The sequence below is a fragment of the Bacillus sp. UNC69MF genome (genome assembly GCF_000746035.1).
Classification (GTDB): domain Bacteria; phylum Bacillota; class Bacilli; order Bacillales; family Bacillaceae; genus Bacillus; species Bacillus velezensis.
Genome location: NZ_JQKM01000004.1, coordinates 235,246 through 255,139, shown reverse-complemented (window position 1 = coordinate 255,139; position 19,894 = coordinate 235,246). Strand labels below are relative to the sequence as shown.

Below are 19,894 nucleotides of genomic sequence, written 5' to 3'. Positions count from 1 at the left end.
AATTGATCCGGCAGCTCTCAGACCGGGAGATTGTGATGCAGCTGTACGCCACCCAATTGCTCATATTGGCGGTTTCAGCTATTATCGGCTTTTTCTTTTTTACCGACATTCACGATTTTTTAAAGCTGTGGCATATACGTGACGATAATATCATATGGTACGGTGTAACTCTTGCCGTCCTTGTCATTTTTGCCGATCTGGCGGTGATGAAATGGTGTCCTTCGCATTTATATGATGACGGCGGCATTAATGTATTGCTTTTTAAGAACAGGCCGGTTCTGCACATTTTGTTTTTGACGCTTCTCATTTCGTTCAGCGAAGAGATTTTGTTCAGAGGCGTTCTGCAGACACATATCGGCTTATGGGCCGCCAGCTTCATTTTTACCGTGCTTCATTTCAGATACTTGGCGAAGTGGCTTCTGTTTATGATGGTTGCGGGCATCAGTCTTTTGCTGGGGCTTATCTATGAATGGACCGGCAATTTATTCGTTCCGGTTACAGCGCATTTTATTATTGATGCGGTATTTGCCTGTCAGATCCGTTTTCAATATGTTAGGAGGGGTTTGCATGACGGAAATGTCAAGAGTTGAAAGAAGAAAAGCTCAGCTGCGTGCCGAGCAGCAGGTTGCCGCGGCCGCGGATGAACAAATTGAATATCTAGAAGACAGCCTCCCGACAAGACAATCTGTAAAAGAGGAGCGTAAAAAAAAGGAAGAGCAGGTGAAGGAAAAAACCAAAACAAAAACGCCGCTGTTCACTTTTCTGACCGTCCTGTTCATTATCGTAACAATCGGTGTCTTTTTCGGTCTTCTTTATATGACGAACAGCAGCAGATTTGACCCGAAGGACTATGAAGATGTCTTTATAGACCACAGTGAAAGCGCGCCTGCCGTTATTCCGAAAGGCGCTCAGAAAGAAACGTCAGAAACCGCTCTTTTAGAACAATCGAAAAAAAAGTCTGACGACAAAGATAAGAAAGAAGCGGCTGCACCTGAAAAAACGAAAGAAAAACCAAGTGAAAAAACACCTAAAAAAACGGAAACGCCCTCAGAAAAACAAGTAAAGCCGACAGACACCGAATACGCGGAGACAAAACAGCAGTCTCCGCCGGCTGTCCGTGAAAAAGCGGCTCCGGCTGAGGCGAGTGATCAAGCCGGGACTGTCCCAAAAAAAGTGCGGACCGTACAGCATACTGTACAGCCGAAAGAAACGCTTTACCGCATTTCAATGAAATACTATAAAAGCCGGGCGGGCGAAGAAAAAATCCGCAGCTACAACGGATTAAACGGAAACGACGTGTACACCGGCCAGGTTCTGAACATTCCGCTGTCTGATTAAAATAAATGCATGTTTTCACCGCGTTTTTCATATAGTGTACCAATGAAAACGGACAAGGTGTGAAGCGCATGGATTCTTTATGGAAGCAATTAGACCGATTTGCTGACGGACCGACGAAACAAATGCTTCAGGCGCTGGTGAAACGGAAATTAAAATACGAAAATTATGCCGCACAATGCCGAAGATGGCAGTGGGCGTCCCTCGTTTGTTTTTCCCTGATGTGCATACTGCTGATGTTTAAAAGCTTTAATGCCCCCCAAGCCTCTCCGCAGCTGATTCTGCAGGAAATATTAGGCCATACGGTTTACTTGTGCTGGATTATGGCTTCCGCTTTTGCGTATTGCACTTCTTATTATTTCAAAAAAAAGGAAGAAAAAGCTGAGGGTGAATTTCATAAACTGAGGTGTGAAATTATCCAAAAAAGCACGGATTTATGGCCCCAGCCTGAAAAATGGAGGGCGAGAGAATCTGTTTTTCACTTGATGAAACATCGGTATGATATCAATCTTTATTTTGAAAGCAAATAAAATGAGGCGTTTTCCGGAAAGGATAGAAACGTCTTTTTTTGTTTGTCCGTCTAATATAAGACAATGACAGAATGGAGAGTGCGTTTATGAAGCTTACAGCGGGAATTCTCGGCTCATTGGCGGGAGCGGCTGCGGTTATGGCGGCCGTTATGTACAAAACGGCAAACGGCAGCCATCTGAAAACACATACATTTACGCTTGATAAAATGAAGGGGATGAAGCCGCTCACCATCTTTTTTATATCTGATGTGCACCGCCGTTTAATTGATGAAAAGCTTCTCCGCGAAGCGGCAGGTTATAAGCCGGATGCCGTTTTGCTCGGCGGTGATTTGGCGGAGGGCGGAGTTCCTTACGCCAGAATTGAAGAAAACATCAAACGTCTGACGGCTCTCGCGCCTGTCATGTATGTGTGGGGAAATAACGATTACGAGGTCAGCCAGCAAAAACTGCTCTCTCTTTTACGGGCATACAAAGTGATCCCACTGAGAAATGAATCGGTTCAATTTGCTTATAAAGGGGAAACCGTTACGATCTGCGGGGTGGATGATATCAGGATGATGATGGATGATTACGAATCTGCAATCAGATATACGGATGCTGACAAAGTAAACCTCCTGCTTTGCCATAACCCGGACATCCATGAGCAGATGAGGGAGTCAGACGGGATTGACGCTGTGTTCAGCGGCCATACGCATGGCGGCCAAATCCGTTTCGGCCGGTTCGGGCCGTACGAATTGGGCGGGACGGGAACGGTAAAAAAAGCGCATTACCTGATCAGCAACGGCTACGGGACGACAAAAGTTCCGCTGAGGCTCGGGGCGAAACCGGAGACGCATATGATTACGCTGTGCGGACCGGATGAGCCGTCTTCCTGAAACAAACCCGGCCGCGGTGATAAAAAACGGCATTCTGCTTGTCTTCCCGCTGTACACGGTGTAAACTGATAACAAATTAAGAACCTATGACTCATTTATTCATATACTGTGTTATATGATTTGTGTGCAAGAAGAGGCAGGAGGGAACATTATGCGGCTTGAGCGTCTGAACTATAATAAGATTAAAATCTTTTTAACCCTCGACGATCTGACTGATCGGGGACTGACAAAAGAAGACCTCTGGAAGGACTCGTTTAAAGTCCACCAGTTATTTAAAGATATGATGAATGAAGCAAATACAGAGCTCGGCTTTGAAGCGAATGGTCCGATCGCGGTGGAAGTATATTCTCTTCAGGCACAAGGCATGGTTGTGATTGTAACGAAAAATCATGACGCGGACGCAGAAGATGACGAATATGACGATGATTATATCGAGATGCAGGTCAAACTTGACGAAAGCCCGGATATTATTTATCAGTTCCATTCGTTTGAAGATATCATTCAGCTTGCCGGAAGCCTTCACCGAATCGGGATTACCGGCGGCACCGTCTACCACTATGAGAACCAATACTATGTAAGCCTTGAAGACCTCGGCTCCCGTTCCGCCGAAGGCGTCATCGCGGTGCTGGCTGAATACGGACACCCGGCGACGATTACGATTTACAGGCTCCATGAGTACGGAAAACTCATCATGGACGGCAATGCTGTGGAGACCATCCAGAAACATTTTTCATAAAAAAGATTTGAAACGGCAGCTGTTTTCAGCGGCCGTCTTTTTTTAAGCGAAATAATGGAAAAATCATTGTCTTTCTTCTATGCACGGAGATATTGAAGGTGTATACTAGTCACTGAAAGGGAGCATGAGAGAAACAGAAGATTTTAGGAGGTTAACTCAAATGGCAGCCGATCGATTCACCGGTCATAATGAAGAAGACAAACATGATGTATTAAAATCAACCCAAACCGTAATACATAAAGCTCTGGAAAAATTGGGGTATCCAGAAGAAGTGTATGAACTGCTGAAAGAGCCGCTCAGATTATTAACGGTTAAAATTCCTGTTCGGATGGATGACGGGTCTGTGAAAATATTTACAGGCTATCGTGCGCAGCACAATGATTCCGTAGGTCCGACAAAAGGCGGCATTCGTTTTCACCCGAATGTAACTGAAAAAGAGGTGAAAGCACTTTCCATCTGGATGAGTTTAAAATGCGGAATTATTGATCTTCCTTATGGCGGTGGTAAAGGCGGAATTGTTTGTGATCCGAGAAATATGTCATTCAGAGAGCTTGAAAGGCTGAGCAGGGGATATGTCAGAGCAATCAGTCAGATTGTCGGACCGACTAAAGACGTCCCGGCACCTGACGTATTTACAAACTCACAGATTATGGCTTGGATGATGGATGAATATTCAAGAATTGATGAATTTAACTCACCCGGCTTTATTACGGGAAAACCGCTTGTACTCGGCGGATCCCACGGCAGGGAATCAGCGACGGCAAAAGGCGTCACCATCTGCATAAAAGAAGCGGCCAAGAAAAAAGGTCTCGATATTCAGAACGCGCGCGTCGTCGTACAAGGTTTCGGAAACGCGGGCAGCTATCTGGCCAAGTTTATGCATGACGCCGGCGCGAAAGTTGTCGGAATTTCTGACGCGTACGGAGGCCTTTACGATCCGGACGGTCTTGATATTGATTATCTGCTTGACCGCAGAGACAGCTTCGGAACGGTGACGAAGCTTTTCAATGACACCATTACGAATCAGGAGCTGCTTGAGCTGGACTGTGATATACTTGTCCCGGCGGCGATCGAAAACCAAATTACAGAAGAGAACGCTGACCGCATCAAAGCGAAAATCGTTGTAGAAGCGGCAAACGGACCGACGACACTGGAAGGAACGAAAATCCTGACAGACAAAGGAACGCTGCTGGTTCCCGATGTTCTGGCGAGCGCCGGCGGTGTAACGGTTTCTTATTTTGAATGGGTTCAAAACAACCAAGGCTTCTACTGGAGTGAAGAAGAAGTCGAGGAAAAACTGGAAAATATGATGATAAAATCGTTTAATAATATTTATGAAATGTCCCAAAACCGCCGGATTGACATGAGGCTTGCGGCTTACATGGTCGGCGTGCGGAAAATGGCGGAGGCTTCGCGTTTCAGAGGCTGGATATAAACCAATCGTTTGCATAAACAAAAAAAATCTCCTATGATAATATAGGAGATTTTTTATATGAGTGGAAACTTATGATGGAAATGCCAATCGCAGGAGTTGAAGGACATGACAGAAGAAAAAGCAATTATAATAGGCGGAGGTCCTTGCGGATTATCGGCGGCTATACATCTGAAGCAAATTGGCGTGAACGCGCTTGTGATCGAAAAAGGGAATGTCGTAAACAGCATTTATAACTATCCGACCCACCAAACTTTTTTCAGTTCAAGTGAAAAATTGGAGATCGGCGATGTCGCCTTTATTACGGAAAACAGAAAACCGGTCCGAATACAGGCTCTCTCTTACTACAGAGAGGTTGTCAGAAGAAAAGAGCTGCGCGTAAACGCCTTTGAAACGGTGGAGCGCGTAACGAAACAGGAAGACGGCCGTTTTCTTGTAGAAACATCAAAAGACCGCTACCTCACTCCGTTTTGTATCATTGCGACAGGATATTATGATCATCCGAATTATATGAACATACCGGGTGAAGGGCTTCCTAAGGTATTTCATTACTTTAAAGAAGGCCATCCTTATTTTGATAAAGATGTTGCTGTGATCGGCGGGAAAAACTCAAGTGTGGATGCGGCTTTGGAACTGGTGAAGTCCGGTGCGCGCGTCACGGTGCTCTACAGAGGACATGAGTACTCCCCGAGCATCAAGCCGTGGATTCTGCCTGAGTTTGAGGCCCTCGTCAGAAACGGCACAATCCGGATGGAATTCGGCGCTTGTCTTGAAGAAGTGACGGAAGATGAAATCATTTTCCGCTCCGGCCGAAATGAGACGGTCCGGCTGAAAAACGATTTCGTATTTGCCATGACGGGATACCATCCCGATCACGGTTTCCTCGAAAAAATCGGTGTGCGGATTGATGCGGAATCAGGCCGGCCGTTTTTCCGGGAAGAAACGATGGAAACAAATGTTGACGGTGTTTTTATCGCCGGAGTCATTGCGGCTGGAAATAACGCCAACGAAATTTTTATCGAGAACGGCCGTTTTCACGGCGGCTTGATCGCAAATGAAATATCAAAACGGCTGGGTGCAGAGAGCATATGATCATTCATATGCTCTTTTTTAAAAAAATTGAAAGATGTAAAAATATGAACAACATGGTACGATAGATATAGGAATATAAAGGAAAGAGGTTGCCTGATGTTTGCAATCATCTCTGCAGGAATTGCTCCCGGCATTGCGCTGTTAAGCTATTTTTATTTAAAAGATCAGTATGACAATGAACCCGTACATATGGTGCTGAGGTCTTTTTTTCTCGGGGTTGTTCTTGTGTTTCCGACCATGTTTATCCAATATGTTCTTGAAAAAGAGCATGTAGGGGGAGGAAGCTTTTTCGTTTCGTTTTTGTCTTCGGGATTTCTGGAAGAATCGGTGAAATGGTTCGTTCTGATGATCAGTGTGTATCCGCATGCTCATTTTGATGAGCATTATGACGGAATCGTTTACGGGGCCAGTGTGTCTTTAGGATTTGCCACGCTTGAAAATATTCTGTATCTATTCGGCCACGGCGTTGAGCATGCTTTCATCAGGGCGCTTCTGCCGGTCTCCTGCCATGCGCTGATCGGAGTGATTATGGGATTTTATCTCGGAAAAGCCCGCTTTTCGCAGAAAAAAGCCCGTGTCAAATGGCTTGTGATTTCGCTGGCCGTGCCTTCATGTCTGCACGGTTCTTACGATTTTATTCTTACCGCCCTCAATCATTGGGTATATTATATGCTGCCGTTTATGCTGTTTTTATGGTGGTTCGGGCTGCGAAAGGCAAAAAAAGCACGCTCCGTCAATATGATCCAAGTGTGAAGAAACCGCGCGTCGCGTGCGGTTTCTTTTTTTATGCATTGACGAGGGATAAGAAGGAAACGTGCATAAAAATAACCTCGTGACAGACAATACGGGTACACTTTAAATTTTGCAGTAGGAGGCTTGAAGAGATGAAGTGCAAAGGAGCCTTTATGGCATGTCTCATTCTATTTTCTTTCGCCGCCGCTTTCTTCGATCATCATGAAACGGTTCATGCGTTTTCAAATCAAGTGATTCAAAGAGGCGCGACGGGTGATGATGTTATAGAATTGCAGGCCCGTCTTCAATATAACGGATTTTATAACGGGAAAATCGATGGTGTTTACGGCTGGACCACATACTGGGCCGTGAGAAATTTTCAGGAGAAATTCGGCATGAAGCCGGTTGACGGCCTCGTCGGCGCGAAAACCAAACAGGTGCTGATTTCTAAATCAAAATATTACCGTGAATATGTAATGGAGCAGATCCAAAAAGGGAATACGTTCACTCATTATGGCAACGTCCCATTGAAAAACCAAACAAAACCGAGAGCCGGAACGCAGAAGCCGGCGGGAACGAATAAGCCTGTTCAAAAGCCGCAAAACAATACAGGCGGTCAGTCAAATCAAAAGCAAAATACGACAGCGGCCAATATGCCTGGCGGTTTCTCAAACAACGACATCAATCTTCTGGCACAGGCTGTGTACGGGGAAGCGCGCGGTGAGCCGTTTGAAGGACAGGTTGCCATCGCCGCGGTTATTTTAAACCGTATTAAAAGCCCGTTATTTCCGAATACGGTGGCCGGCGTCATTTTCGAACCGCTCGCGTTTACCGCCGTTGCCGACGGCCAAATATATATGCAGCCGAATGAAAGAGCAAAAGAAGCGGTTCTTGATGCGATCAACGGCTGGGATCCTTCTGAAAACGCGATTTATTATTTCAATCCTGATACGGCGACAAGTAAATGGATTTGGGGACGTCCGCAGATTAAAAGAATCGGAAAGCACATTTTCTGTGAGTAAAAGTACGCAAAATGAGGTGTTAACATGATTAGAGGAATCATTATCGCTGTTCTCGGTGTCGCGATCGCCGCAACCGGATACTGGGGATATAAAGAGCATCAGGAAAAAGATGCGGTCCTTCTGCACGCGGAAAATAATTATCAGAGGGCTTTTCATGAATTGACGTACCATGTAGATCAGCTTCACGACAAAATCGGGACGACGCTTGCGATGAACAGTAAAAAATCTCTGTCTCCGGCGCTCATTGATGTATGGAGAATAACATCTGAAGCTCATAACAATGTGAGCCAGCTGCCCCTGACTCTCATGCCTTTTAATAAGACGGAGGAGTTTTTATCCAACATAGGAGATTTCAGCTATAAAACATCCGTCCGGGATTTAGACCAAAAACCGCTTGATAAGAAAGAATATACAACACTGAACAGCCTGTACAAACAGGCGGAGAACATTCAAAACCAGCTCCGCAGCGTTCAGCATCTCGTCATGAGCAAAAATTTACGGTGGATGGATGTTGAGATGGCGCTCGCCTCTGACAAAAAACAAAGCGATAATACGATCGTCGACAGCTTTAAAACAGTCGAAAAAAATGTAGGCGCTTTTTCTGAAGACAGCATCAGCCCCACATTTACGGGAGCAAATACAGAACGAAAAGGTTTTACGCATCTGAAAGGAAAACAAATTACGGAAAAAGAAGCGGTCAAAATCGCGCAACGGTTTGCGCCTGATCATAATTATTCAATTAAAGTGGTCAAAAGCGGCAGGAAGACGAATCGGGACGTATACAGCATCCGCATGAAAGACGCCGACAACAAGTCTTTTATCTATATGGATATTACCCAAAAAGGCGGACATCCGGTCTATTTGATTCAAAAACGGGCCGTGAAGAAACAAAAGATCAGCCTCAATGAAGCATCTAACCGGGCCGTCGCGTTTTTAAAGAAAAATGGATATGAAACAAAAGGCCTCGAAATTGATGAAAGCGCGCAATATAATAACATCGGCGTCTTTTCTTTTATCCCCGTGGAGAAAAATGTCCGCATTTATCCGGAAGCCATCCGAATGAAAGTGGCGCTGGATGATGGTGAAGTCGTCGGTTTTTCCGCGCGTGATTACCTGGCGGCGCACCGCACGAGAACGATTCCGGCTCCCGCTTTGTCAGCTGATGAAGCGAAAGCGAAGCTGAATAAAAATGTTGAAGTGCGGGAGACCCGGCAGGCGCTGATCACGAATGAGCTCGGTCAGGAAGTGCTTTGCTACGAAATGCTTGGGACGATCGGGAAAGACACGTATCAAATGTTCATTAATGCGGACGACGGAAAAGAGGAAAAAATAGAAAAGTTAAAAAGTGCAGAACCTATATATAAAGACCTATAAAAATAAAGGAGGAAAGGACTGAAAGTCTTTTCCTTTTTTTCGTTACATGCTTTAATAAAAGCATAAATAATGAAAGAGTGAAGGCCCATGATAGCTGTCGGAGATTATATTTGGATTGAATACATAGAGAACAATGAGCCCAAAAAAGCGAGGAGCAAAGCAGTAAGCGTTGAAAACGGCGAACTGCACATCTCATATCCCGTCGATCTGGATTCGGGACGGACGGTCTTTTTGCATAAAGGATTGGAAATAACAGCGGAATTTATGGGGAATGGCCACGTGCCGTATCAATTTAAAAGCATAATCAAAGGAAAGAAAAAAGACCCCATCCCGATGATCGGATTGGACATCCCCCCTCAGGAGGAAATGAAGCGGATTCAAAGACGCCGATACGTCCGTGCAGACGCAGTATTGGATGTATCCGTCAAAATGGAAGCGGAAAAAACCGCTTTCCAGACGGTTTCCTCTAATATCAGCGCCGGCGGAATCGCTGTTGTGATGCCTGAGCATATTTCCGCGGAACCAGGTGAAAAGCTGTATGTCTCATTTTCTCTTCCCGGCAAGGAAAATACAGCCGATATTACGGCCGAGGCTGTTACCCAGCGGATTTTTTATGATGAAAAGGCGGATAAACAAAAAATGACGCTTGAATTTGCAGAAATCGATCCCGCATCGCAGCAGCTTTTACTCCAATATTGTATGCGCGCGCAGCTGCAGCAGAGAAGAAACAGTCTGTCGGAATAAACAGCAGCGCACTTTTCCATACTAATCCTAATGGAGGTGCGCGTGTATGAAAACGTTTGAACGTCTGCTGGTCAAATTGGTCTGCATTCAGCTTATAATTTTGGGCGCGGTGCAATTTTTGCTTCATTATCAGCCTATTGAACCTTATATTTCGAAAGCTGTGAAATATGAGGGAGTTGATAAAATGGAGAAAAAAGAATGGATTGAAACGGTAAAGCGGTAAATCAGCTCAATTTTTTCGCCCCTTTTCCGGCAGTTCATGATACAATCCATAGAGGAGTAAAGAGCAAGGAGAGAGATTATGGACAAGAAATTATCAATTGCGATCGACGGGCCGGCCGCTGCCGGAAAAAGCACCGTTGCTAAAATAGTGGCTGAGAAAAAATCATATGTGTACATTGATACAGGAGCGATGTATCGTGCCATTACATATACGGCGCTCAAGCAGAATGCCGATTTAACTGATGAAGCAGCGCTTACAGAGCTGCTGAAGCGTACGGAAATTGAGCTTGTATCCGCTCCGGAAGGACAAATCGTTCTGGTAAACGGAGAAGATGTGACAGAAGAAATCCGTAAAGACGAAGTCAGCAACCAAGTATCAATCGCCGCCAAGCATAAAGGCGTCAGAGAAGAAATGGTCAAAAGACAGCAGCAGCTCGGAGAAAAAGGCGGTGTCGTCATGGACGGCCGTGATATCGGTACTCATGTGCTGCCTGATGCCGAAGTGAAAATTTTTCTGCTCGCGTCCGTAGAGGAAAGAGCGAAGCGCCGATATGAAGAGAATAAGAAAAAAGGCTATGACGTGAATTACGAGACGCTCATTGAAGAAATTTCCAGACGCGACAAACTCGATTCAGAGAGGGAAGTTTCCCCGCTGCGCAAAGCGGAAGACGCGATTGAAATCGATACGACGTCACTCAGCATTGCTGAAGTCGCAGGAAAAATTCTGGAGATCGTCGAACAGAAATCACGTTAACTTCGGGCGGAGCGCTTTATAATTTTTTTCGAAAGACAAGATGTTATTGCTTGACAAACCAGTCCATTTATTAGAAGTTAATACTAATAAAACTTTTTATTGATCATTCAAAATCTTTTTTGGATGATTCTTTAATACATATTCGGCTGAAAAGCGGACATTCACATGTTCAGCTTTCAAACCGTATTAATTAAGCTGTGTAGGTTTGGACCAAGGAGGTTATTCAAATGACAGAGGAAATGAATCAAATTGATGTTCAAGTGCCAGAGGTTGGAGATGTAGTAAAAGGGATTGTGACAAAGGTAGAGGACAAGCATGTAGATGTCGAAATTGTCAATGTCAAACAGTCCGGAATCATTCCAATCAGTGAATTATCAAGTCTTCATGTAGAGAAAGCATCGGATGTCGTAAAAGTTGACGACGAGCTTGACCTGAAAGTAACAAAAGTGGAAGACGATGCTTTGATTTTATCTAAACGTGCCGTTGATGCTGACCGCGCTTGGGAAGACCTTGAAAAAAAATTCGACACAAAAGAAGTGTTTGAAGCTGAAGTGAAAGATGTGGTGAAAGGCGGTCTCGTCGTTGATATCGGCGTTCGCGGCTTCATTCCCGCATCACTTGTCGAAGCTCATTTCGTCGAGGATTTCACTGACTATAAAGGGAAAACCCTCTCTCTTATCGTCGTTGAACTCGACCGTGATAAAAACCGGGTGATTCTGTCACACCGGGCTGTAGTGGAAAAAGAACAGACAGCCAAAAAGCATGATTTTCTCCAAACGCTTGAGGTTGGAAGCGTGCTTGAAGGAAAAGTGCAGCGTCTGACTGATTTCGGCGCATTTGTCGACATCGGCGGAATTGACGGGCTTGTTCATATTTCGCAGCTGTCTCATTCACACGTCGAAAAACCGTCTGACGTGGTGGAAGAAGGTCAGGACGTAAAAGTGAAAGTACTGTCCGTAGACCGCGATAACGAACGTATTTCTTTATCTATTAAAGAAACGCTGCCGGGACCTTGGAGCCAGATCGGCGAAAAGGTAAAACAGGGAGATGTGCTTGAAGGAAAAGTGCAGCGCCTTGTAAGCTTCGGCGCCTTCGTTGAAATTCTTCCGGGCGTGGAAGGACTTGTGCACATTTCGCAAATTTCCAATAAACATATCGGAACGCCGCATGAAGTGCTTGAAGAAGGACAGACTGTTAAAGTGAAAGTGCTTGACGTGAACGAAAGCGAAGAGCGCATTTCCTTAAGCATGCGTGAGCTTGAAGAAGCGCCGAAAGCCGATCAGGAGGACTTCCGCCAATACCAGGCGAAAGAAGAGCCGAGCACCGGCTTCCAGCTTGGCGATTTAATCGGAGACAAGCTTAATAAATTAAAATAAATTGGTGATAAAACGTGACACGAGCAGAACGAAAAAGAGAACATATAAATCATGCGCTGTCTACCGGCCAAAACCGGGAAACGGGGCTTGATGATATTACGTTTGTTCATGTCAGCCTACCGAACCTAGCATTGGAAAAAGTGGATATATCAACGAAAATCGGCGGACTCACAAGCAGTTCGCCGATTTTTATCAATGCGATGACAGGCGGCGGCGGACAGCTTACATACGAAATTAACAGATCGCTGGCAAGAGCGGCGCGCAAAGCCGGCATGCCGCTGGCTGTCGGTTCGCAAATGTCAGCTTTAAAAGATCCCTCCGAACGGTGTTCTTATGAGATCGTCAGAAAAGAGAATCCGGACGGGCTGATATTTGCCAATTTAGGCAGCGAGGCGGATGCCGAGCAGGCGAAAAGAGCAGTTGATATGATTCAAGCAGATGCCCTCCAGATTCATTTAAATGTGATTCAGGAGATCGTCATGCCAGAGGGTGACAGAAGCTTTACTGGCGCTCTCGGCCGTATTGAGCGGATTGCGGCGGAAGCGGGAGTTCCCGTTTTTGTCAAAGAAGTCGGCTTCGGAATGAGCAGGGAATCGGCACGGCAGTTATTTGATGCTGGCGCAGCAGCAGTTGATGCCGGCGGATACGGCGGTACAAATTTCTCTAAGATCGAAAATATGCGCAGAGAGAAGGCGCTTCATTTTTTTAATACGTGGGGAATTTCCACTGCCGCAAGCTTAGCGGAAATCCACTCGCTCTCCGCTGATCAATCAATTATCGCATCCGGCGGGCTGCAAAGCGCCCTGGATGTCGCCAAATCGATTGCCCTCGGCGCTTCCGGCGCGGGAATGGCGGGCACTTTCCTGAAAGCTCTCACCTCTAAAGGAGAAGAGGGCCTGTTTGACGAGATGACGGCGCTTTTGCAAGAGCTGAAAATGATTATGACCGCCCTCGGATGTCAATCGGTTGCCCAATTGCAAAAGGCGCCTTTGGTCATAAAAGGTGACACACATCACTGGCTTTCTGAACGGGGGATTGACACGTCCTGTTTCAGCAGACGTTAAAAGGCATGCGAACCCGCATGCCTTTTTCTGTTTTTTACGATTTTCTTTTTCGGAATTCCCCGTTTTGCTCAAGGCTTGTCGCTCCTTTATGGTGAATCGAATCATCGCGATCAGATTCCACTCGTCGGGAGGCTTTCAGTTTTTTCTCCTGTCTGTCTTTTCCCATCCTTATCCGCTCCTTTCAGGCATAATTGGTTTAAAAAATGCGTTCCCGCTCCATACTGATCAGAGGAGGAGCGATTATGGAACCGTTTTATTATTACTGGTCAATGTGGTTTTTATGGATACTTGCGACTTTTATTTTTGCCAAAACAAAAAGCCGTTTTTACGTATCAGTCTTTATTTTGACTAATATGATGGCAAGCATACATCAGATTACGGCTTATTTTACGCTGAATGCGGCATATGTCATGTTTTTTGCTGCGGCATTTGTTTATGCGGGAAGCCTCGGCATGCATAAACGGCTCCGTAATATTGTGATTCATCTGACGGCGGCTGCGGCGTACGGCTTTATTTTTCTTTTTGCATTATATGATCCTGTTTGGTTTATCATAAAACCTGAATGGGCGGCGGTTATACTGCTTACCGTTATTACGCTTTCCGTTGAGGGGCGGTTCCCTGAGAGGCTTTGTCTTTTTGTTCTCGGCATGTGCCAGGGGGAGCTATTGTATGCTGCGGTCATCCGCAATATTGCGGGTGCTGCAGCCGTCGGGGATTATCAATGGCTTTCAGGCTGTTCGGCGGGAGTGATTCTGCTCGTCGGGCTGACTACATATGAACAGCTTGCGGCGCGCATCAGCCAAAAAAGCAAAAAGCAGGGCAAAGGAGCGACAAAAATGTCTTGAAAACAGACGGAGACTGTTACATGAATGCGAAACATTTTGAAGAATACATTGTGATCTCAGTGAAAACTGATATAATAAATGAGTTAAGCCCTTCTGTTTGAAGGGTTCTTTTCATAGCGAAGATGATTTTTAATAACCGGTTGAACAATTTTTTGTGAAAATGTAAGCGGCTGGATTGAAAGGAAGGGTACTATGGGTAAACCTGTCGTAGCCATTGTCGGAAGACCGAATGTGGGAAAATCCACAATCTTTAACCGGATTGCGGGTGAAAGAATTTCAATAGTAGAAGATACCCCCGGAGTGACGCGGGACCGGATATACAGTTCGGCGGAATGGCTGAATTATGATTTTAACCTGATTGATACGGGCGGAATTGATATCGGAGACGAACCGTTTCTGACACAGATCCGCCAGCAGGCTGAAATCGCCATGGACGAGGCTGATGTGATCATCTTTATGGTGAACGGCCGCGAAGGTGTGACGTCTGCGGATGAAGAAGTGGCGAAAATACTGTACCGGACGAAAAAACCGGTCGTATTAGCCGTAAATAAATTAGATAATACCGAAATGAGAGCGAACATCTATGACTTTTATGCGCTCGGCTTTGGAGAACCGTATCCGATTTCGGGCACACACGGTTTAGGATTGGGAGATTTGCTCGATGCTTGTGCCGAGCATTTTAAAAACATTCCGGAGACGAAGTACAGTGATGATGTCGTTCAATTCTGCCTGATCGGCCGCCCGAATGTCGGAAAATCATCCCTTGTCAATGCGATGCTCGGCGAAGAGCGGGTTATCGTGAGCAACGTAGCCGGAACGACTAGAGACGCTGTGGATACGGCGTTCACCTACAATCAGCAGGAATTTGTAATCGTTGACACGGCGGGAATGAGAAAAAAGGGTAAAGTATATGAAACAACAGAAAAATACAGTGTGCTTCGGGCGTTAAAAGCCATTGACCGCTCAGACGTCGTCGGCGTTGTGCTGAATGCAGAAGAAGGCATCCTTGAGCAGGACAAGCGGATCGCCGGATACGCCCATGAAGCCGGGAAAGCCGTCGTCATTATCGTAAACAAATGGGATGCCGTTGATAAAGACGAGCGCACGATGAAAGAATTTGAACAGAATATTCGGGAACATTTCCAATTTCTCGATTACGCGCCGGTGCTGTTTATGTCGGCACTGACGACAAAGCGGATTCATACACTCATGCCTGCGATTATTAAAGCGAGTGAAAACCACTCTCTCCGCGTGCAGACAAATGTCTTAAATGATGTCATTATGGATGCGGTCGCCATGAATCCGACTCCGACGCACAACGGCTCCCGTCTGAAAATTTACTATGCGACTCAAGTCGCTGTTAAGCCGCCGAGCTTCGTTGTTTTTGTCAACGATCCGGAACTGATGCATTTTTCTTATGAACGCTTTTTAGAAAACCGAATCCGGGACGCTTTCGGATTTGAAGGTACGCCAATTAAAATATTTGCAAGAGCAAGAAAATAAAAAGGTGTGATACAGAGATGAAAAAAGTGGCAATGCTTGGAGCGGGAAGCTGGGGCACTGCACTTTCTTTAGTGCTGGCTGATAACGGACATCAAGTCATGATGTGGGGACACCGTGCCGAATTGATCGATCAAATCAACGAACTGCATGAAAACAAAGATTACCTGCCGGGGGTGGAGCTATCAAGTTCTATCATCGGTACAGCTGATTTAAGCGAGGCTTTAAAAGGAGCTGACTTCATCATTGTGGCAGTTCCGACAAAAGCCATTCGGGAAGTGCTGAAAAAGGCTCTGCCGTACATCCCGAAACAATCGATTTTTGTTCATGTCAGCAAGGGAATTGAGCCGGATTCGCTTCTCCGCATTTCAGAATTAATGGAAGAGGAGCTGCCTGAGGAGTACAGAAAAGACATCGTCGTGCTTTCAGGGCCGAGCCACGCTGAGGAAGTCGGATTAAGACACCCGACGACTGTTACATCATCTTCAAAAAATATCAAGGCTGCAGAAGCGGTTCAGGATTTATTCATGAACCAGCATTTCCGCGTCTATACCAATCCGGATATGATCGGTGTGGAAATAGGGGGAGCGTTAAAGAATATCATCGCTCTTGCAGCGGGGATTACAGACGGATTGGGATACGGAGATAATGCAAAAGCGGCCTTAATCACCCGAGGTCTTGCTGAAATCGCCAGACTCGGCACAAAGATGGGCGGAAATCCGCTCACCTTTTCCGGCCTGACCGGCGTAGGCGATTTAATCGTGACGTGTACAAGCGTTCATTCCCGAAACTGGCGCGCCGGCAACCTGCTCGGCAAAGGATATAAGCTGGAAGCTGTCCTGGATAAGATGGGGATGGTTGTTGAAGGCGTGCGGACGACGAAAGCTGCGTATCAGCTGTCTCAAAAATACCAAGTGAAAATGCCGATCACAGAGGCGCTTCACCAAGTATTATTTAACGGGCAGAAGGTAGAAACGGCCGTAGAATCCTTAATGGCCAGAGTGAAAACCCATGAGATGGAAGACTTGGTCAACACATTCGAAAACCGGGTGAAGTGACAATAACATGCCGTCAGCATATTCTGAAGTGACGAAAGTCCAAAACGCAGAACTCTCCGGCTGAAATCGCTTAAAACATTTGCTGATTTAGGCAGAAGAGGATGCAGACGTATGCATCTGCGCATACTATAGCATCGAAGTCCAAGAGAGTGTATCTCAGACGTACAGGTGAATATAGTCAACTTGACTGAAGCAAAGTCCCCCTCTTTGCTTCAGTTTTTTTTGTTTTTCAATAGATGGAAAACCTGTTGATCTTTTCAACATTTGTATATTAAAATGAAATATAACGCTTACAATGATGGGACGGGGGGCACGAACGTGAGTGTGGCATTGATGAAAATGTGGTTTGCGCTTGGTGCGATGGGATTAATGTTTGTTGCGGTGGCCTCTATTTATGTCAGCAGGTACAAAGTGAAAAACAAACTGATAAAAGCAGCGGTTTCTTCACTCGCTTATGCCTGCATGATCATCTCGGGATTGATCGTGTTAATGGTCGTTTTCAGCGGGCCTGTCAATGAATAAAGCAAAAAGGGGGCGCGGAATGCATAAGTTAAAAATGGCCGTCATAACGGCAATGGCGGTGCTCCTGCTGTCCGGCTGTCTGTACCCTGAAGCGGAAAAAACTGAAAATAAAGTATCTTACAAACATCAGCTTCAGCAGGTGCAAGCGGCAGTGGATGAATTTAAAAAGGCGAACGGCGGACTTCTGCCGATTCAGACAAAAGATATGAAAACACCGCTCTATCAAAAATATCCGATAGATTTTAAGCGGCTCGCGCCCAGATACATAGAGGAGCCGCCGGCCTCAGCTTATGAAAGCGGTGGAATGTACCAATACGTGCTTGTCGATGTGGAAAATAAGCCGACCGTCAAGCTGGTCGATCTCCAAATGGCGGAAGCAATCCGCGGCATGAAGCTGCGTGTCAAAATGTATCAGGAAAAGCATACATATCCTCCCTATGAGGACGCCGTTTCAAAAGGGCTGTTCACTTTAAATAAAAAAAAGCTCGGCATGAAAGACTCTCCTTCAGTCAAAAGTCCGGTTTCAGGCACGTCTCTGCCGCTTTTAATCGGCGCTGACGGAGAAATCTATGCCGACTATCGCGTCGATCTCGCCCGCTGCCTGAAGGAAAACAAAAAGAAAATCAAACCGGGCGCGGAAATTCAAGATATTTTATGGAAAGAGACTCCTTTCGTCCCGGCCTTTTCAGTCACATACACCGTAAATGAAAAACAGGAACCCGTTTTTTTAGAAAGTCAAACGAAACAGGAATGAACCTTTTTCCCGCGCATACAAATAGGGAGAAAGGTTTTTTTGATTTTGATAGAAAAGACTGCCTGAAAATTTTCTAAAGATGTCATATTGAAATAGGACAACGTCATACACATATAGTGTCCTGTATTTGATTGGAGAATGGTGAATGAAAAATGATAAGGATAGGAAGTCCGGGAGGGGATCACTTGGAAAAGGTCGATATTTTCAAGGATATCGCTGAACGAACAGGGGGCGATATATACTTAGGAGTCGTTGGCGCTGTCCGTACAGGGAAATCTACATTCATTAAAAAATTTATGGAGCTCGTGGTGCTCCCGAATATCAGCAATGAGGCCGATCGAGCGCGGGCGCAGGATGAGCTTCCGCAAAGCGCAGCAGGAAAAACGATAATGACCACAGAACCAAAATTTGTCCCGAATCAAGCCATGTCCGTTCATGTCGCGGAAGGACTTGATGTCAACATCCGTCTTGTGGATTGTGTGGGATATACGGTTCCCGGGGCGAAGGGATATGAGGATGAAAACGGCCCGAGAATGATCAATACACCTTGGTACGAAGAACCGATTCCCTTTCATGAGGCAGCGGAAATCGGTACGAGAAAAGTCATCCAGGAACACTCCACAATCGGGGTCGTCATTACGACAGACGGCTCAATCGGCGATATTGCGCGGGGCGATTACGTGGAAGCGGAAGAAAGAGTCATCGACGAGCTGAAGGAAGTCGGCAAACCGTTTATTATGGTCATCAACTCGGTAAAACCGTACCACCCGGAAACAGAAGCGCTCAGAGCTGAATTAAGCGCGAAATATGATATTCCCGTCCTCGCCATGAGTGTTGAAAGCATGCGGGAAACAGATGTGTTAAGCGTCCTCAGAGAAGCGCTTTACGAGTTCCCTGTGCTGGAAGTCAATGTCAACCTTCCGAGCTGGGTCATGGTGCTGAAAGAAAATCACTGGCTCAGAGAGAGCTACCAGGAATCAGTGAAAGAAACCGTAAAAGATATTAAACGCCTGCGCGATGTCGACCGGGTTGTCGGCCACTTCAGTGAATTTGAGTTTATTGAAAGCGCCGGTCTGGCCGGAATCGAACTTGGCCAGGGTGTCGCAGAAATTGATTTGTATGCGCCGGATCATTTATATGACCAGATTTTAAAAGAAGTTGTCGGTGTTGAAATCCGCGGGAAAGACCACCTGCTTGAATTAATGCAGGACTTCGCCCACGCGAAAAAAGAATATGATCAGGTATCAGATGCGCTGAAAATGGTGAAACAGACCGGCTACGGCATTGCCGCCCCGGCCTTAGCCGATATGAGCCTTGATGAACCGGAAATCATCAGACAGGGATCAAGGTTCGGAGTAAGGCTCAAAGCGGTCGCTCCGTCCATTCATATGATCAAAGTGGATGTGGAAAGTGAATTCGCGCCGATCATCGGGACGGAAAAACAAAGTGAAGAACTTGTCCGTTACTTAATGCAGGACTTTGAAGATGATCCGCTTTCTATCTGGAACTCCGATATTTTCGGCAGATCATTGAGCTCTATCGTAAGAGAAGGAATCTCCGCAAAACTGTCACTCATGCCGGAAAATGCGAGATATAAACTGAAAGAAACGCTGGAGAGAATTATTAACGAAGGCTCAGGCGGCCTGATCGCCATTATTTTGTAAGCTGAAGGACCTCTTCCTGAAACGGGGGGTCTTTTTTTATTCTTTTTAGATACTGGAAATCAATCAAGGATTAGGAGGAAAAAAGCAAAAAAAGGAATATTTGTTCGGTAAAACACGTGAAAACCTTGACGAGCAAGGGATTGAGGCTTTAAAATGCTTGATATGGCTTTTTATATGTGTTACTCTACATACAGAAAATCTTCACTTTGTTGGACAAACATTCCTCAAAGTGTCTGTTTTCTTTTGAAAAGCCGTTTACTTGT

Annotated in this window: 22 protein-coding genes; 21 read left to right on the top strand and 1 reads right to left on the bottom strand. The window is 45.7% G+C overall.

Annotation, left to right across the window (positions count from 1 at the left end):
* Positions 1-2: 2 nt before the first annotated feature.
* From BR62_RS0106075 to fni, 15 genes are all read left to right on the top strand, one after another.
* Positions 3-590: a CPBP family intramembrane glutamic endopeptidase gene (locus BR62_RS0106075; RefSeq protein WP_015240111.1), complete on the top strand. Its 588-nt coding sequence runs from the start codon at positions 3-5 to the stop codon at positions 588-590.
* Entirely contained in the window at positions 568-1,338 is a 771-nt protein-coding gene (locus BR62_RS0106070) for a LysM peptidoglycan-binding domain-containing protein (protein WP_032870095.1), read from the top strand. Before BR62_RS0106075 ends, BR62_RS0106070 begins: the two co-directional genes overlap by 23 nt.
* A 68-nt stretch (positions 1,339-1,406) precedes the next feature.
* On the top strand, positions 1,407-1,865 hold the full coding sequence (locus BR62_RS0106065; RefSeq protein ID WP_007409443.1) for a YpbF family protein: 459 nt from the start codon (positions 1,407-1,409) through the stop codon (positions 1,863-1,865).
* An 86-nt stretch (positions 1,866-1,951) separates the two neighbouring features.
* Positions 1,952-2,740, top strand: coding sequence for a metallophosphoesterase (locus BR62_RS0106060; RefSeq protein ID WP_012117876.1), 789 nt, complete (start codon positions 1,952-1,954; stop codon positions 2,738-2,740).
* A gap of 151 nt (positions 2,741-2,891) precedes the next feature.
* The gene (locus BR62_RS0106055; protein WP_003153412.1) at positions 2,892-3,476 is read left to right on the top strand and encodes a genetic competence negative regulator; all 585 of its coding nucleotides are present in this window, start codon (positions 2,892-2,894) and stop codon (positions 3,474-3,476) included.
* Between the two features lie 160 nt (positions 3,477-3,636).
* Positions 3,637-4,911, top strand: coding sequence for an NAD-specific glutamate dehydrogenase (gudB, locus tag BR62_RS0106050; RefSeq protein ID WP_003153413.1), 1,275 nt, complete (start codon positions 3,637-3,639; stop codon positions 4,909-4,911).
* A 105-nt stretch (positions 4,912-5,016) separates the two neighbouring features.
* Positions 5,017-6,000, top strand: a complete 984-nt coding sequence (locus BR62_RS0106045; protein WP_012117874.1) for a YpdA family putative bacillithiol disulfide reductase — start codon at positions 5,017-5,019, stop codon at positions 5,998-6,000.
* A gap of 96 nt (positions 6,001-6,096) precedes the next feature.
* Positions 6,097-6,753, top strand: a complete 657-nt coding sequence (gene prsW / locus BR62_RS0106040; RefSeq protein ID WP_003153415.1) for a glutamic-type intramembrane protease PrsW — start codon at positions 6,097-6,099, stop codon at positions 6,751-6,753.
* Between the two features lie 131 nt (positions 6,754-6,884).
* Positions 6,885-7,754 (top strand): spore cortex-lytic enzyme, encoded by an 870-nt coding sequence (gene sleB / locus BR62_RS0106035; protein ID WP_020956006.1) that lies wholly within the window; start codon positions 6,885-6,887, stop codon positions 7,752-7,754.
* Between the two features lie 24 nt (positions 7,755-7,778).
* Positions 7,779-9,128 carry a germination protein YpeB gene (gene ypeB / locus BR62_RS0106030; RefSeq protein ID WP_007409448.1) on the top strand — a complete coding sequence of 450 codons (1,350 nt, stop codon included), beginning with the start codon at positions 7,779-7,781 and terminating at the stop codon, positions 9,126-9,128.
* Between the two features lie 87 nt (positions 9,129-9,215).
* Positions 9,216-9,872, top strand: coding sequence for a flagellar brake protein (locus BR62_RS0106025; protein WP_032870093.1), 657 nt, complete (start codon positions 9,216-9,218; stop codon positions 9,870-9,872).
* 46 nt (positions 9,873-9,918) lie between these two features.
* Complete coding sequence (locus BR62_RS19680) at positions 9,919-10,095, top strand: YpfB family protein (RefSeq protein WP_003153420.1); 177 nt, start codon at positions 9,919-9,921, stop codon at positions 10,093-10,095.
* 78 nt (positions 10,096-10,173) lie between these two features.
* On the top strand, positions 10,174-10,848 hold the full coding sequence (cmk, locus tag BR62_RS0106020) for a (d)CMP kinase (RefSeq protein ID WP_032870090.1): 675 nt from the start codon (positions 10,174-10,176) through the stop codon (positions 10,846-10,848).
* Positions 10,849-11,075: 227 nt separating this feature from the next.
* The gene (gene rpsA / locus BR62_RS0106015) at positions 11,076-12,224 is read left to right on the top strand and encodes a 30S ribosomal protein S1 (protein ID WP_003153426.1); all 1,149 of its coding nucleotides are present in this window, start codon (positions 11,076-11,078) and stop codon (positions 12,222-12,224) included.
* Between the two features lie 14 nt (positions 12,225-12,238).
* The gene (gene fni, locus BR62_RS0106010; protein WP_032870088.1) at positions 12,239-13,288 is read left to right on the top strand and encodes a type 2 isopentenyl-diphosphate Delta-isomerase; all 1,050 of its coding nucleotides are present in this window, start codon (positions 12,239-12,241) and stop codon (positions 13,286-13,288) included.
* Positions 13,289-13,322: 34 nt separating this feature from the next.
* On the opposite strand, the gene BR62_RS19075 is transcribed toward fni, so the two are convergent.
* A complete protein-coding gene (locus BR62_RS19075; protein ID WP_003153429.1) occupies positions 13,323-13,454 on the bottom strand; it encodes a YpzI family protein in 132 nt (43 codons plus the stop codon).
* A 76-nt stretch (positions 13,455-13,530) separates the two neighbouring features.
* On the opposite strand from BR62_RS19075, the gene BR62_RS0106005 reads away from it, so the two are divergent.
* The 6 genes from BR62_RS0106005 (at position 13,531) to spoIVA (ending at position 19,631) form a co-directional block, all read left to right on the top strand.
* Positions 13,531-14,133, top strand: a complete 603-nt coding sequence (locus BR62_RS0106005) for a YphA family membrane protein (protein ID WP_032870086.1) — start codon at positions 13,531-13,533, stop codon at positions 14,131-14,133.
* A 192-nt stretch (positions 14,134-14,325) separates the two neighbouring features.
* Positions 14,326-15,636, top strand: coding sequence for a ribosome biogenesis GTPase Der (der, locus tag BR62_RS0106000; protein WP_003153433.1), 1,311 nt, complete (start codon positions 14,326-14,328; stop codon positions 15,634-15,636).
* Between the two features lie 17 nt (positions 15,637-15,653).
* Complete coding sequence (locus BR62_RS0105995; RefSeq protein ID WP_003153434.1) at positions 15,654-16,691, top strand: NAD(P)H-dependent glycerol-3-phosphate dehydrogenase; 1,038 nt, start codon at positions 15,654-15,656, stop codon at positions 16,689-16,691.
* Positions 16,692-17,009: 318 nt separating this feature from the next.
* Complete coding sequence (locus BR62_RS0105990; protein WP_015240106.1) at positions 17,010-17,213, top strand: DUF2768 domain-containing protein; 204 nt, start codon at positions 17,010-17,012, stop codon at positions 17,211-17,213.
* Between the two features lie 19 nt (positions 17,214-17,232).
* Positions 17,233-17,967 carry a hypothetical protein gene (locus tag BR62_RS0105985; RefSeq protein WP_032870084.1) on the top strand — a complete coding sequence of 245 codons (735 nt, stop codon included), beginning with the start codon at positions 17,233-17,235 and terminating at the stop codon, positions 17,965-17,967.
* A gap of 185 nt (positions 17,968-18,152) precedes the next feature.
* Positions 18,153-19,631, top strand: coding sequence for a stage IV sporulation protein A (spoIVA, locus tag BR62_RS0105980; RefSeq protein ID WP_007409454.1), 1,479 nt, complete (start codon positions 18,153-18,155; stop codon positions 19,629-19,631).
* The last annotated feature ends 263 nt before the right edge of the window (positions 19,632-19,894 follow it).

What these genes read in the sequence shown, in the direction of transcription:
- BR62_RS0106070 (WP_032870095.1), top strand. Translation starts at nt 568, where the DNA reads ATGACGGAAATGTCAAGAGTTGAAAGAAGAAAAGCTCAGCTGCGTGCC.
- BR62_RS0106065 (WP_007409443.1), top strand. Translation starts at nt 1,407, where the DNA reads ATGGATTCTTTATGGAAGCAATTAGACCGATTTGCTGACGGACCGACG.
- BR62_RS0106060 (WP_012117876.1), top strand. Translation starts at nt 1,952, where the DNA reads ATGAAGCTTACAGCGGGAATTCTCGGCTCATTGGCGGGAGCGGCTGCG.
- BR62_RS0106055 (WP_003153412.1), top strand. Translation starts at nt 2,892, where the DNA reads ATGCGGCTTGAGCGTCTGAACTATAATAAGATTAAAATCTTTTTAACC.
- gudB (WP_003153413.1), top strand. Translation starts at nt 3,637, where the DNA reads ATGGCAGCCGATCGATTCACCGGTCATAATGAAGAAGACAAACATGAT.
- BR62_RS0106045 (WP_012117874.1), top strand. Translation starts at nt 5,017, where the DNA reads ATGACAGAAGAAAAAGCAATTATAATAGGCGGAGGTCCTTGCGGATTA.
- prsW (WP_003153415.1), top strand. Translation starts at nt 6,097, where the DNA reads ATGTTTGCAATCATCTCTGCAGGAATTGCTCCCGGCATTGCGCTGTTA.
- sleB (WP_020956006.1), top strand. Translation starts at nt 6,885, where the DNA reads ATGAAGTGCAAAGGAGCCTTTATGGCATGTCTCATTCTATTTTCTTTC.
- ypeB (WP_007409448.1), top strand. Translation starts at nt 7,779, where the DNA reads ATGATTAGAGGAATCATTATCGCTGTTCTCGGTGTCGCGATCGCCGCA.
- BR62_RS0106025 (WP_032870093.1), top strand. Translation starts at nt 9,216, where the DNA reads ATGATAGCTGTCGGAGATTATATTTGGATTGAATACATAGAGAACAAT.
- BR62_RS19680 (WP_003153420.1), top strand. Translation starts at nt 9,919, where the DNA reads ATGAAAACGTTTGAACGTCTGCTGGTCAAATTGGTCTGCATTCAGCTT.
- cmk (WP_032870090.1), top strand. Translation starts at nt 10,174, where the DNA reads ATGGACAAGAAATTATCAATTGCGATCGACGGGCCGGCCGCTGCCGGA.
- rpsA (WP_003153426.1), top strand. Translation starts at nt 11,076, where the DNA reads ATGACAGAGGAAATGAATCAAATTGATGTTCAAGTGCCAGAGGTTGGA.
- BR62_RS19075 (WP_003153429.1), bottom strand. Translation starts at nt 13,454, where the DNA reads ATGGGAAAAGACAGACAGGAGAAAAAACTGAAAGCCTCCCGACGAGTG.
- BR62_RS0106005 (WP_032870086.1), top strand. Translation starts at nt 13,531, where the DNA reads ATGGAACCGTTTTATTATTACTGGTCAATGTGGTTTTTATGGATACTT.
- der (WP_003153433.1), top strand. Translation starts at nt 14,326, where the DNA reads ATGGGTAAACCTGTCGTAGCCATTGTCGGAAGACCGAATGTGGGAAAA.
- BR62_RS0105995 (WP_003153434.1), top strand. Translation starts at nt 15,654, where the DNA reads ATGAAAAAAGTGGCAATGCTTGGAGCGGGAAGCTGGGGCACTGCACTT.
- BR62_RS0105985 (WP_032870084.1), top strand. Translation starts at nt 17,233, where the DNA reads ATGCATAAGTTAAAAATGGCCGTCATAACGGCAATGGCGGTGCTCCTG.